12 protein-coding genes are annotated in these 12,858 nt (G+C 67.0%); 6 read left to right on the forward strand and 6 right to left on the reverse strand.

Annotated features, from left to right (window positions below):
• Window positions 1–44: 44 nt before the first annotated feature.
• The 3 genes from WKC72_RS03460 to WKC72_RS03470 all read right to left on the reverse strand — a co-directional run bounded on the left by WKC72_RS03460 (window position 45) and on the right by WKC72_RS03470 (window position 1,241).
• Window positions 45–422 (reverse strand): SHOCT domain-containing protein, encoded by a 378-nt coding sequence (locus tag WKC72_RS03460; RefSeq protein ID WP_037238129.1) that lies wholly within the window; start codon window positions 420–422, stop codon window positions 45–47.
• 63 nt (window positions 423–485) lie between these two features.
• A complete protein-coding gene (locus tag WKC72_RS03465; protein ID WP_037238127.1) occupies window positions 486–935 on the reverse strand; it encodes a DUF6325 family protein in 450 nt (149 codons plus the stop codon).
• Between the two features lie 90 nt (window positions 936–1,025).
• Window positions 1,026–1,241, reverse strand: coding sequence for a three-helix bundle dimerization domain-containing protein (locus WKC72_RS03470; RefSeq protein ID WP_037238125.1), 216 nt, complete (start codon window positions 1,239–1,241; stop codon window positions 1,026–1,028).
• Window positions 1,242–1,460: 219 nt separating this feature from the next.
• Between WKC72_RS03470 and WKC72_RS03475 the strand changes: the two genes are divergently transcribed.
• Genes WKC72_RS03475 through WKC72_RS03490 form a run of 4 tightly spaced genes read left to right on the forward strand, consistent with a single transcriptional unit; the run spans window position 1,461 to window position 7,237 of the window.
• A complete protein-coding gene (locus WKC72_RS03475; RefSeq protein WP_037238123.1) occupies window positions 1,461–1,859 on the forward strand; it encodes a hypothetical protein in 399 nt (132 codons plus the stop codon).
• Between the two features lie 25 nt (window positions 1,860–1,884).
• Window positions 1,885–2,727 (forward strand): polyphosphate kinase 2, encoded by an 843-nt coding sequence (gene ppk2 / locus WKC72_RS03480; RefSeq protein WP_037238121.1) that lies wholly within the window; start codon window positions 1,885–1,887, stop codon window positions 2,725–2,727.
• Between the two features lie 30 nt (window positions 2,728–2,757).
• Window positions 2,758–5,511, forward strand: a complete 2,754-nt coding sequence (locus WKC72_RS03485) for a cation-translocating P-type ATPase (protein WP_370181761.1) — start codon at window positions 2,758–2,760, stop codon at window positions 5,509–5,511.
• Between the two features lie 10 nt (window positions 5,512–5,521).
• Window positions 5,522–7,237: a SulP family inorganic anion transporter gene (locus WKC72_RS03490; protein WP_370181762.1), complete on the forward strand. Its 1,716-nt coding sequence runs from the start codon at window positions 5,522–5,524 to the stop codon at window positions 7,235–7,237.
• A gap of 10 nt (window positions 7,238–7,247) precedes the next feature.
• Here the strand turns inward: WKC72_RS03490 and WKC72_RS03495 are convergent, their stop codons facing one another.
• Window positions 7,248–8,597, reverse strand: coding sequence for a diacylglycerol kinase family protein (locus WKC72_RS03495; RefSeq protein WP_268792168.1), 1,350 nt, complete (start codon window positions 8,595–8,597; stop codon window positions 7,248–7,250).
• A 132-nt stretch (window positions 8,598–8,729) separates the two neighbouring features.
• On the reverse strand, window positions 8,730–10,760 hold the full coding sequence (locus WKC72_RS03500; protein ID WP_370184245.1) for an alkaline phosphatase family protein: 2,031 nt from the start codon (window positions 10,758–10,760) through the stop codon (window positions 8,730–8,732).
• A 34-nt stretch (window positions 10,761–10,794) separates the two neighbouring features.
• Here WKC72_RS03500 and WKC72_RS03505 point away from each other — a divergent pair, with 34 nt between their 5' ends.
• Window positions 10,795–11,577 carry an MBL fold metallo-hydrolase gene (locus WKC72_RS03505; protein ID WP_370181763.1) on the forward strand — a complete coding sequence of 261 codons (783 nt, stop codon included), beginning with the start codon at window positions 10,795–10,797 and terminating at the stop codon, window positions 11,575–11,577.
• A 209-nt stretch (window positions 11,578–11,786) separates the two neighbouring features.
• Complete coding sequence (locus tag WKC72_RS03510; protein WP_370184246.1) at window positions 11,787–12,347, forward strand: potassium channel family protein; 561 nt, start codon at window positions 11,787–11,789, stop codon at window positions 12,345–12,347.
• A 26-nt stretch (window positions 12,348–12,373) separates the two neighbouring features.
• Here the strand turns inward: WKC72_RS03510 and WKC72_RS03515 are convergent, their stop codons facing one another.
• The gene (locus WKC72_RS03515; RefSeq protein WP_009476819.1) at window positions 12,374–12,781 is read right to left on the reverse strand and encodes a hypothetical protein; all 408 of its coding nucleotides are present in this window, start codon (window positions 12,779–12,781) and stop codon (window positions 12,374–12,376) included.
• Window positions 12,782–12,858: the final 77 nt, after the last annotated feature.

Raw genomic sequence — 12,858 nt, forward strand, 5'->3', positions numbered from 1 at the left:
TTCGAACATCGAACAAGTCGTTTCCGGCCGACCGCCGACGGACTCTACGTCAGTGTCTTCGTCTTGATCGCCTGGAATTCGGCGTCGGTGATCGCCCCGGAATCGAGCAGCGCCTTGGCGTCCCCGATCTGCTGCGCCGGAGACTTCCCGGCGACGTCCCGGATGTAGGAGTCCTGTGCCTGCTTCACCTGATGAGCGGCGGCCATCGACCGCTTCGCCATGCCGTCGCCGCGGGCGATCACGTACACCAATGCCGACAGGAAGGGAATGACGAACAGCAAGAAGATCCAGATCGCCTTGACCCACCCCGAAGTCTCGCGGTCCCGAAACAGGTCGGTGATGATCGAGAACAACACGGACAAATAGGCCGCGAAGGCGAAACAGACGAAGATGAACCAGAAGAACTCCCAGAAACCTTCCATTTTCGACGCTCCGTCCACTCGGTGTTTCCGATCAGAAGGCCAGGATTCCGGCCTCCTCGAACCTCAATTGGTGGCGTCGAGCGCGTCGAGCGCCGCCAGGATCCCCTGAACGGGGATCCGCCCCGAGGCCACCAGCTGCGCGCCCTCGCGGCGCAGTGCGGAGGCGAACGGTGCGGCCCAGCAGTTCTCGTAGACGAGAATGGCTCCGGAACACCCGGGGGCGAGTACGGCAGCCGCATCCTCGAGGTCTGTTCGGTCGATCAGACCCGTCGCCGCCTCGGCGAACAGCGTCACGTCCACACCACCCTCGAGCCCGAGGTCCTCGATGGCCATCCCCACCAGCGATCCGTCGGCTTCCTTGCGAACGAAGATCAGATCGAGCACACGGATGATGCGTCGTTCGACCAGATCGACCAGAAGGGGCAACGCCGATCCGTCGGGTCTGCGGTCGGCGGGAAACTCCACGACGAGATAGTCGATGGGCCCGAGTTCGTCGAAATCGGTGTCGTTCACTGCAGAACCTCTCTTCTGAAGACAGCAGCGACAGCCACACGGCTCTTGGTCAGTATCCACCCGACGGGCCACGGCGACTAGAGCACAAGGTCAACTGACCGCTTCGGTCGCTGCGCGGTCCGACAGTTCGCGTCGTGCCGCCTTCTCCACGAGGAGGGGGACGAAGTCACGGATTCTGCCTTTCGCGAGCCGCTTGTGAACGGTGCGAACGATGTGCTCGATGTCCACGGGTGACACTGTGGGATAACGAGTCGTCAGGCGCTCGATGACCTGTTCGATCTGAAGCAACTCGTCGTCACCGATCATCACACCATCGTCTTCCCGCTGCGTAACCAGCGTCAAGACACGAAACGGCCTCTGGAACAACTCAGTTCGGCGCCAGGACCGTGAATGTCCCTGCGTCTGGAATGAATCCAGTATCCGGGGCACCGTCCGGAAATACAGTTTCCCGACTATCACCAGGTGGAAATGACGGACAATGTGAGGTACCGGGCCGCCGGGCTCGCGGTAGGGAAAGGGACGGTCATGTCCGAGACAAGGTCAGTCAAGCAGGGCGTCGCGGCAGGCACTTCGATCGGGGCGGCCATCATCATGGTGACCGTCGGGATCATCCAGTTCTTCCAAGGAATCGCCGCGGTCGCCGAGAACGAAGTATTCGTGACGGGGCTGAACTACGTGTACAAGTTCGACCTGACCACCTGGGGCTGGATCCACATCGTGCTGGGTGTGCTCGTCGCAGCGGTCGGCCTCGCACTGTTCACCGGAGCGGGATGGGCGCGGGTGTCCGCGATCGTGATCGCGGCCGTTTCCATACTCGCCAACTTTCTGTGGCTTCCGTACTACCCGTGGTGGTCGGTACTCATCATCGCGCTCGACGTCGTGGTGATCTGGGCCCTGTCGACGTGGCAGCCGGATCGGTACTGAGCCGCAGGCAGCCGGGGTCGAAGCCGTGGGTAAGAAATCGAAGCACGAGAAATCCGGGATCGATCTGCCCCGACCGGACGGTGCCGAGCCCGGCGCACCGATGAAGAACAAGGAGTACCGCCGCCTGCTCCGTCCGCTCCACTGCGAACTCGTCGCATTGCAAGAGTGGGTGAAAGCATCGGATGCGAGGATCTGCATCGTCTTCGAGGGTCGCGACACCGCCGGGAAAGGCGGCGTCATCAAGGCGATCACCGAGCGGGTCAGTCCGCGCGTGTTCCGTGTCGTCGCCCTACCCGCCCCGACGGATCGCGAGAAGTCGCAGATGTATGTGCAGCGGTACCTACCGCACCTCCCGTCCGGCGGGGAGGTCGTCATCTTCGACCGTAGTTGGTACAACCGCGCGGGCGTCGAACGGGTGATGGGCTTCTGCACCGAGGAGCAAGCGCAGCAGTTCCTCCAACTCGTCCCGACGGTCGAACGCGCGATCGTCGACTCCGGCGTCATCCTGCTGAAGTACTGGCTGGAGGTGAGTGAGGACCAGCAGACGCTGCGCCTGCAGAGCAGGATCGACGACCCGCGGAAGGTCTGGAAGCTGTCGGACCTGGACCTGAAGTCGTACACCCACTGGTACGACTACTCGCGGGCCCGGGACGAGATGTTCCACTTCACCGACACCGGCTGGGCGCCGTGGTACGTCGCGGTCAACGATGACAAGAAACGCGGACGGCTCAACGTCATCAGCCACCTTCTGAGCCAGATCCCCTACGAACCCCTGGAACGCCCCGACATCACCTTGCCGGATCGGCGGGGCCCGCACGGCTACACACCGCCGAGGCAACCCCTGCACTGGATCCCCACACCCTACTGAGGACCGAACGCAGGAGAAGGACGAGCGGTCATGGCCACCACGGAACCCACGCAGGCGCAGACAGCCTGGCATGCCCAGGACACCGACGCCGTGGTGTCCGCACTGGCCTCCGATCGGCTGGCGGGTCTGACGGTCGGCGAGGCGGACGAACGTCGCCGACGGCACGGTCCCAACGAGATCGCCTCCGAGCCGGCGCCGTCGACGTGGGCGATCGCGCTGCAACAGCTGAGGGATCTGATGAACCTGATGCTGGTCGCCGTGGCGGTCGTCAGCGTCGTCATCGGCGAGGTGCCGACGGCGATCATCGTCGCGGCACTCGTCGTGCTCAACGTCGTGCTGGGCACGCAACAGGAACTGAAGGCACGCGCCAGCGTCGACGCGCTCGCGAAGATGCAGACACCGCAGGTTCGGGTCACCCGGGACGGGGCGCTGGAACAGTTCGCCGCCACCGAACTCGTACCGGGCGACATCGTGCACCTCGAGGCCGGCGACGTCGTCCCCGCCGACGGCCGACTGCTCACGTCGGCGACCCTCGAGGCACAGGAGGCCGCGCTGACGGGAGAAAGCGCGCCCGTCCCGAAGGACCCTCAGACCCTCGACACCGCCGAAGTCCCCCTCGGTGACCGCAGCAACATGGTCTTCCAGAACACTTCGGTCACTCGCGGCACCGCCACCATGGTGGTCACCGAGACCGGCATGCACACCCAGATGGGTCAGATCGCGTCGATGCTGTCGGCCGTCGCACCGAGCAAGTCTCCGCTCCAGCGCGAACTGAATTCGCTCACCAAGGTGCTCGGAATCATCGCGTGGACGGCGGTCGCGCTCATCGTCGTCCTCGGGGTGATTCGCGGACAGAGCCTGACGACGGTTCTGCTGCTGGGCATCTCCATGGGTGTGTCCGCTATCCCGACCGGTCTGCCGACGTTCGTGCAGGCGATGCTCGCCTTCGGGGCCCGGCAGCTGGCCGAGGCGAAGGCCGTCGTGAAGAACCTCACCGACGTCGAGACCCTCGGCGCCACCAGCGCGATCAACTCGGACAAGACCGGCACGCTGACGATGAACCAGATGACAGCGCGGTCGCTGTATTTCCATTGCCGGTGGTACACCGTCGACGGCGAGGGATACAGCAAGACCGGGAGGATCACCCACGTCGCGGGTGAGGCCGTCCCCGACTTCACCCTGCTCGCGTACGGACTGTGCCTCGACAGTGACGCCACCGTCTCCGACACCGGGGAGGTCGTCGGCGATCCGACGGAGGCCGCATTGGTCGTGCTCGCGGCCAAGGTCGGCGTCGACGCCCCACTCACCCGGCAAACGTATCCCCGCGTCGCCGAGGTGCCGTTCGACTCCGCCTACAAGTTCATGGCCACGTTCCACCATCTCCAGGTGGACGGGAGCACCCGGTTCGTGGAACTGGTCAAGGGCGGACCCGACGTGGTCCTCGCCCGATGCGCCACCGCCTACCGGCCGGGCCGGCAGGTGGCAGCACTCGACGAGGTCCGGGAGGAGCTGACCGCAGCGAACCGGACCATGTCCGAGAAGGGTCTGCGCGTACTGGCATTCGCCGCCCGCCGACTCGACGGGCAGGAGGTGGAGGCGGCGGCCGACCCCATGTCGTTCGTGGAGGACCTCACATTCGTCGGCATGGTCGGCATCATCGATCCGCTGCGGCCGGAAGCGATCGACGCCGTGCGCACCGCCCACACAGCAGGCATCGACGTCCGCATGATCACGGGCGACCACGCGATCACCGCATCCGCGATCGGCGCCGAACTGGGCCTCGGACCGGGCGCGATCGGCGGTCCCGAACTCCAGGCGATGACGGACGAGGACCTCGCGGTCGCACTTCCGAACCTGCACGTGTTCGGCCGCGTCACCCCCCAGGACAAGCTCCGCCTGGCCGACATCATGCAGAAGGGCGGCGCGGTCGTCGCGATGACCGGGGACGCCGTCAACGACGCCGCCGCACTGAAGAAGGCCGACATCGGCGTCGCCATGGGATCTGGCAGCGAGGTCACCAAACAGGCCGGGAAGATGATCCTCACCGACGACAACTTCGGAACCCTGATCACCGCGATCCGCTTGGGCCGCAACATCTACGAGAAGATCGTGTCGTACATCCGGTACCAGATGTCGAAACTGTTCTCGCTGGTTCTGCTGTTTCTCGTCGCAAGCATCTTCGACATCAACGACGGGGTCGCGCTCACCCCGCTGATGGTGCTGTTCCAGCACTTTTTCATCACACTGTTCCCGGTCGCCGTCATCATGCTCGACCCACCTGCGCCGGATCTGATGAACAAGCCGCCCCGCGACCCGCAGATGCCGATCGCCAACCGGAGGGCGTTCGTGCAGTGGCTGGCGTACGGCGTCCTGCAGTTCGCCGTCACGCTCGCCGCGATGCTCCTCGCGCCGGGCGACATGAGTACCACCGAGGCGAGTGTCCCCATGACGACGGCGTTCGTGGTGTTGTCGTTCGGTTCCATCCTCGCCGGACTCGTCATGCGTCGCGACCCCGAGTCCGGGCTCACCGCACCGATCCTCGGCGCACTGAAAATCCTGTCCGTCCCGGTCGTGGTCACCGTGTTCGCGGTCGAGATCGGATTCCTCCAGGACCTCCTCATGACCACGTCGCTGACCGGCGCCCAGTGGCTCGCCTGCCTCGGCTGGTCGCTGATCATCCCGATCGTCGTCGAGGCGGAGAAGGCGGTCCGGCGCCGCCTCCACTCGGCGCCGCCCACACCGATGACCACCCCCGCCGCCGTCGACCCCCAGCGCGCACGCTGAGGCCCGGACCATGTCCTGGACAGGAAGCCTCGGCCGGTTACCGGGGATCGTCACGGCCCGGGCCTATCGCCGGGAGTGGCTGCGTTCGGACATCACCGCCGGACTCGTCCTCACCGCCCTGCTCATTCCTGCCGGGATGGGGTATGCGGAGGCCGCCGGGTTGCCCGCCTACGCCGGCCTCTACGCCACGATCATCCCGCTCCTCGCGTATGCGGTGGTGGGACCGTCGAAAATCCTCGTGCTCGGCCCGGATTCGTCGCTGGCGCCGCTCATCGCCGCCGCGGTGCTGCCCCTCGCCGTGGCCGATGACCCGGAGAGCGCCCTCGCCCTCGCCGGCATCCTGGGCGTCCTCATGGGCGTCATCCTCCTCGTCGGCGGATTCCTGCATCTCGGCTTCGTGACCGAACTGCTGTCGAAACCCATCCGCCTCGGGTACCTGAACGCGATCGCGCTCATCGTCGTGGTCGGCCAACTACCCAAGCTGCTCGGGTTCTCCGTCGACGCCTCCGGCCTTCTGGGCGAGATCGGCGGGATCGGACAGGCGGTCGTCGAGGGTGAGATCGACCCCGTCGCCGCCGCGGTGGGCATCGGCTCCCTCGCGGTCATCGTGGCGTTCCGCATCTGGATTCCCCGCATCCCCGGTGTTCTGGTGGCCGTGGTCGGGGCGATCGTCCTGTCCGCCGCACTCGGACTCACCGACGACATCGGGATGGTCGGCGCCCTGCCCGCCGGCCTGCCGCTGCCGTCGTTCGGCGGTGTCGACTGGGGCGACGTGGGGCAGCTCGTCGGCCCCGCCGCCGGTATCGCGCTGATCGCGTTCGCCGACACGGGTGTACTGTCCCGCACGTTCGCCGCCCGGCACGGCGAAGACGTGAACGGCAGTACGGAGATGAAGGCGGTCGGCGTCGCCAACATCGCCGGCGGACTGTTCGGCGGGTTCCCCATCTCCGCCAGCGGGTCACGAACCCCGGTTGCCGAACAAAGCGGCGCCCGCACCCAATTGGCGTGTGTCGTCGGCGCGCTCGCCGTCCTGGTCTTCGTTCTCGTCGCTCCCGGCGTCACCACCTATCTCCCCGACGCGACGCTCGGGGCCGTGGTGATCGTCGCCGCCACGGCGCTCGTCGACGTGGGTGGAATGGTGCGGATGTGGCGCATGAGCACCGTGGAATTCGGTCTCGCCATCGCGGCGTTTCTCGGGGTTGCCCTGGTGGGCGTGCTGCAGGGAATCCTCGTCGCGATCGGGCTGTCCTTCGTCGCAGTGGTCGCGCAGGCCTGGCAGCCGTACCGCACCGAACTCGTCCGGACGACCGATCGCCCCGGCTTCCACGACGTCGAACGCCACCCCAGCGGGCAGCGCATCCCCGGACTGGTGCTCGTGCGGTTCGACGCTCCCCTCTTCTTCGCGAACGGCGAGATCTTCGACGAATACGTGCGCTCGGTGGTGGCGACCGCGCCGAGCCCTGTCGAGTGGGTGATCGTCGCGGCCGAACCGATCACCGGTCTCGACACCACCGCCGTCGACGAACTCGTCGACCTCGACAGGTACCTGGAGGGCAACGGGATCCGGTTGGCATTCGCGGAGATGAAAGGTCCGATCAAGGACCGGCTCATCCGGTTCGGGGTCGGCGACAGGTTCGACGCGACACACTTCTATCCCACCGTCGAGTCCGCCGTCAGCGCATTCCACGGTCGGGCCGACCACATCGGCGATCCGACCGACGACTGAACCGACACGTTCAGCCTCGGGACGCCGACCCGGACGCAGGGTGAGGGCCGTACGCCGCCCGCCACAGTCGAACCCAGTCGAACGCGGGCGCTGCGGGACGCACCCCGGGCCTCGTCCTGGGCACCCGCACCCGCAAGGCGTCCGGTTCGATGGTGCACCGCACCGGAGTACGGAGCAGGAGTGATTCGCCGTCGACTCCCACCGGGATCTCCGGGGTGTCGGCGTCCACGACCACCTCGATCGCCGTTTCCTGCGTCAATCCGTGAACGTTGGTGCGACGCAGCAGACCGACCGCTTGCCGGGTGTTCGCCACCGACAGGGTGACCGCGCCGAGGACGCCGCGATCGAGACGGTCCCGGCGGCTCAGTCCCGCCAGATCACTGTTGCCGTAGGGATTGTTGCTCACCAGGACCGCCTGTGGTCCCTCCACGGCCGTCTCACCGATTCGCGCGACCAATCGAGGCCCGGCGTCCCCGGTGAGCAGATCGGGGAGCAGCGTCAGCACAGTTGCCGCCTTGTCGTCACGGTATGCGGGACTGCGCACGATTTCGGCGTAGACCCCGAACGACGCATTGTTGACGAAGGGTCGACCGTTAATGGTGCCGAGGTCGACGCGCAACTCGACACCGTCGTTGAGCGCGTCCAGCGATCGGGACGGATCGGTGCGGTCGAGTCCGAGATCCATCGCGAAGTGGTTGCGGGTTCCGGCACTGATCACGAGGAACGGCAGGTGGTGTTCGGCCGCGACCGCCGCGACGAGCGCCTGGGTCCCGTCTCCGCCCGCCACCCCCAGCAGATCGGCCCCCTGCGCGACCGCCCGCTGGGACAGTGCGGTGACGTCGATGGTGGACGGCCCTTCGAGCAGCACGACCTCGGCGCCCAGCTCTTCGGCCCTGCGCTTCAGGTCGAACTTTGCGACCTTCCCGCCACCGGAATGCGGATTCATGATCAGGAACGGGTGCTGCGGTGGCGGGGCAGGATATTCGGGCATGGTCGTCTCCGCACGTCTGCGACGCAAAGCAGCGCGCGCACAGACGACGGCCAGCAGCGCGAGCGCGTACGAGAGCAGCACCACCCACAGCAGGTGCGCGCGGATGAACAGCGTCAGCACGACGATCGGCGCGACGATCGCCACGCCCAGGGAGATCCATCTGAGCACTCCGCGCCGGGTGAGGAACCAATACAACGCCGCCACGGTGACCACGACGCCACCGGTCCCCACGATGAGCAGCGCCACGGTGCCCAGCACCCCGGCGAACAGCACGGGCACCGCGGCCGCACCGACGGCGAACACGAACGCCACACGCGCCCACCAGCGCCGGCCACGGTTGTCGGTATCGGGGATGCCTGATCTGTTCACGTGACTACCCCCTCAACGGCGGCGCGTACTTCCTCACGACGGCCCGACGTCCCGTCGTATTTCCATCTTCCGCCGTGCCCGGAGGCGATCGCAGCACATTGCACGTCTTGGGCTGCGTGTCTTCGCCAGCCGTCAAGGGCCGGTTCCCGACAGGTCGCGTGCGCGCGGCCCCGTCGAAAGGTCCCGCCAGCCGACGAGCACCGTGTGGACGGCCTCGGCCCCGTGCAGCGGGTCGGGCGGTGCGGGCAGGTCGGTGGGGTAGATGAGAAACGGAGTGCTCTGCGGTCCGCCCATTCCGCCGTGTGAGCCGACCTGCTCCTCGAACGCCGCGACCTCGTCGGTGTCGGGCCAGTACGTGCCACCGACCATGATGTCGGCAACGTTGTCGAAGGTGTCGGTGCGTCGCACCTTGGCCAGCGCGTCGGATCCCATCACCGCGAGCGGGTTCTCGCCGGTGACCTCGCCGGTCGTGACATCGACCTGGCCACGGGGCCCGAGCACCACCGACCCGTCCGGCGTGGCGACGAGCAGGAAGCCGATCCCGGGATGCTCGCGCAACCCGGTGAGCAGGCCCGGATGGGCCGCCTCGATGGCATCGACATCGGCGCGTCCGGGCAGGTGCGGGAAGTAGATCAGACCGAGGTTGCCCGAGCCGAGCACGATCGGCTCGCCTGCGGAGGGGTGCGCCTCCTCGCCGGCCGCCGGCGAGTGCACACTGGCCGCGGCGTAGCCGCGCCCCTCCGCCCCGGACTGTCGGGAGACGTCGGATTCGCGCTCGTACCAGCGACGCCTCACCGCGGCCGGTTCTCGCCGCGCGGCCAACCGGATGACCAACTGCCCCAGAGTTTCCCCGTAGCGTTGCAGGAAGGTCGCACCCTGACTCTGCCCGTGATCGGACAGCACGACGACGCGGTAGGGCCGATCGGCCTGCACCACCACGGCGAGCAGCATCTCGATGACGTCGTCGAGTTTGGTCAGCACCGCGAGCGTCTCGGGCCGGGAAATGCCGGAATGGTGCGACACCTCGTCATAGCCGATCAGGTCGACGTAGACGACGCTGCGCCCCTTGATCAGATCGCCGACCACCGCGGCGGCGGCGACGTCGGTGGCGAGCACGGTCGCGAACGCACGCACGAACGGATAGACCCCGCCCCGCGGGACCCGCGGCTGGATGTCCTTTCGCTTCTGCCGCAGCGACTGGCGTAGTTCCCGTTGCAGTTCCGCGACCATCCGGATGAACGTGCGCAGCGCACTCGCCGGGTCCGCGAAATAGTCGCTGTAACCGGCGCCGCCGCCGAGGCGGGCACCGCGCATGCGACTGACGACGAGCACGTTGTCGTGCGCGCCGCCGGTGAACAGGTTGCCGCGGCTCGCACCGTCGTGCGCCAGCAGGCCGGGGATGTCGGTGCGTTCGAGTTCGCGCTGCTCGTTGTCGGCCGGGTTGCTGAACACCGAAATGTGTTCGGTCGTCTTGTCGTACCAGCGAAACGCCGGCACGTTGTGGTTGGAACCGTGCAGCACGCCCAGCTGGGTCGCACCCGTCTGACTGCTCCAGTCGGTGTGCCACGGCGTCAGCCGATGGGTCCGGCGCACCAACTTCGCCAGCCCGGGCGTGACGCCGTCGGCTATCGCGCGACGCAGCACGTCGTAACCGAGGCCATCGATCTGGATGCACAACAGCCCCGGGGACGCGTCCACGAGCGCGGCGTTGCGACGCAACCGGAACCGCTGTCGGCGCACCTGCATCAGTCGGTAAGCGGTATCGGAGCGGGACGCGATCGCTCCCGAAACCACGGAGGTGAACAGCGAGAGCAGCGCCGCGAGGACGAATGCATCGCTCAGCTGGTCCACCGAGGCGATCGGCACCAGGTACAGCGTCACCAGCATCATCACGCCGCCGGCGAGGAACACCCCGACGAACAGCAGCACCGGGCCGATCCACGCCATGAACCGCATGATCACCGGCCACAGCGCGGCGTTGAGCACGCCGAACACCAACGCGAGCACCAGCGCGGCCGGGAGTGTCGGGATCGGAGTGAAGCTCGACCGGTCCAGGGTGATGCCGCCGAGGATGCGGTCGAGCACGATGAGTGCGAGCGCCGACGACCCCCACAGCACGAAGAATTCGACGAGCACCCGCACCACGCCGCCCACCGTGCGCATCGCACCGCCTTTCGTCATCTGGAATCGTAAGGGTGTGAGCGCAACGCCGTGGTCGGATGCCGCCGCATCCGGTGTGCGCTGGCTCGGACATGCCAGCGCGCTGATCGTGGACCGCGGGACGGTCGTCCTGACCGATCCGGTGCTGACCGACCGCGTCGCGCACCTACGCCGCCGCCGAGGGCCTGCGCCGATCGGGCCACACGTGCGTAACCCGGACGCCGTACTGCTCTCGCACCTGCACGCCGACCATGCCCACCTGCCGTCGCTGCGGCTGCTCGACCCGGACGTCCCGATCGTGGCCCCGTGGCGGGCGATCGACGGCCTGCCCGCGCTGCGCCAGTTCGCCGACCGCCTGGTGCTGCTGCGACCCGGCGACGAGACAAGGATCGGCAAGGTCACGGTGCGCGCCGTGCCCGCCCGACACGACGGCAGGCGCTGGCGGCGCGGCCCGGAGCTCGCGCCCGCGATCGGATACGTCGTCGAGGGGGATCGGCGGACCTATTTTGCCGGCGACACCGACCTGTACCCGGACCTCGCCGACCACGTCGGCCCCGTGGACCTCGCGCTGCTACCCGTCGGGGGCTGGGGTCCGACACTCGGCAAGGGTCACCTCGACCCGTCTCGGGCCGCGGTCGTCGCGCGTCTGGTGGAGGCGGGACTGGCGGTGCCGATCCACTACGGCACACTGTGGCCGATCGGCCTCGACGCCGTGCGCCCCCGGCTGTTCTTCGGTCCTGGCGCCGAGTTCGTCCACCACGCCGAGCGGGCGGGTGTCGTTGCGGTGGAGTTGCATCCGGGTGACGAACTCGGCGTGTGAACTCGGTTGCGCTGAAACCCTGCCGATCGACAGGTAATTGCGCTCCGGAGGACGAAGACCACCAATGTGCTCTGGTCGGCTCCTCGATCGGCGGAAACTGGAAGGTGGCGACTTCAGTTCGAACCAATCGCCGAGAAGGTGGTGATCTGGGCGGTCTCGACGTGGGGCCCCGAACGGATCCGAGCGCAGCCGACGACGAGAAACGGGCGGTGACGGTGGCCGAGGACGGCGTGCGAAGTCTCTCCCGACATGCGCGGGTGCGTGTGCTGGTGCCGGCGGTACTGCGCCCGGTGGGCGCCACGGTGGTACTGGTGAGCGCATATTTCCTACTGCCCTTCACTACGGTGGACAACCTGCGCACCGTGTCCATGGTGCTCGGTGGTCTCGCTGTGGTCTGCGCGGTGTACGTCTGGCAGATCCGCAGGGTGCTGCATGCCGAGTACCCGGTCGCGCAGGCAGTAGAGGCGTTGGCCGTCACCGTGGGGGTCTACCTCGTCGCCTACTCGACGACGTACTTTCTGCTCTCGTACTCGGGGCCGGACAACTTCAACGAAGCGCTGACCCGACTCGACGCCCTCTATTTCACCTTGACGGTGTTCGCCACGGTCGGGTTCGGTGACATCGTGGCCACCACGGAGGCCGCGCGGGCGGTGGTGTCGGCACAGATCATCGGCAATCTGATCCTGATCTCGTTGGGCATCCGTGTGCTGACCGCGTCGGTTCGCTGGCGGCGGAAGCCCGGGATCGCCCGTGACTCGGCAGCGCCCTGACGTCAAGTACTCGACGGGTTCGTGACCTAGAGCCGCTCCTCGTAGCCCGGCTTCCAGGTCGCGACAGCCCAGATCACGAACACGTCCAGCACGATCATGACGACCGACCACCACGGGTAGTGGGGCAGCCACAGGAAATTGGCGAGGAGGGACAGAGCACAGATCACCATGGCGCCGACACGTGCCCAGGTCGCCCCGGTGAACAACATGACACCGACGGCCGCAACGATCACACCGAGCACCAGGTGAATCCAGCCCCACGCCGTCGTGTCGAACTGGTAGATGTACTCGGGGCCCGCGACGACGAGGTCGTCCTTCATGAGCGCCGAGATGCCCGAGAGCACATGAAGAATTCCGATAGTGAGCAAAACTATCGCCGCCACCATGGACGTCGCGGCCGCGACCCCCTGCTTGACCAACGACTCGTCGGACATCGCGATCCCCTTCCCGGACATACCTTGGCCTGCAAATATTTTCCGTCGCCGCGTAGAGCGAGGTCAATACGCGTACG

The sequence above is a fragment of the Rhodococcus wratislaviensis genome (assembly GCF_041228765.1).
In the GTDB taxonomy this organism is placed as follows: Bacteria; Actinomycetota; Actinomycetes; order Mycobacteriales; family Mycobacteriaceae; genus Rhodococcus_F; species Rhodococcus_F wratislaviensis.

Excerpts from the sequence above, each read along its gene's own strand:
- WKC72_RS03460 (WP_037238129.1), bottom strand. The coding sequence starts at position 422 with ATGGAAGGTTTCTGGGAGTTCTTCTGGTTCATCTTCGTCTGTTTCGCC.
- WKC72_RS03490 (WP_370181762.1), top strand. The coding sequence starts at position 5,522 with ATGTCCTGGACAGGAAGCCTCGGCCGGTTACCGGGGATCGTCACGGCC.
- WKC72_RS03500 (WP_370184245.1), bottom strand. The coding sequence starts at position 10,760 with ATGCGCACGGTGGGCGGCGTGGTGCGGGTGCTCGTCGAATTCTTCGTG.
- WKC72_RS03475 (WP_037238123.1), top strand. The coding sequence starts at position 1,461 with ATGTCCGAGACAAGGTCAGTCAAGCAGGGCGTCGCGGCAGGCACTTCG.
- WKC72_RS03485 (WP_370181761.1), top strand. The coding sequence starts at position 2,758 with ATGGCCACCACGGAACCCACGCAGGCGCAGACAGCCTGGCATGCCCAG.
- WKC72_RS03470 (WP_037238125.1), bottom strand. The coding sequence starts at position 1,241 with ATGATCGGTGACGACGAGTTGCTTCAGATCGAACAGGTCATCGAGCGC.
- WKC72_RS03515 (WP_009476819.1), bottom strand. The coding sequence starts at position 12,781 with ATGTCCGACGAGTCGTTGGTCAAGCAGGGGGTCGCGGCCGCGACGTCC.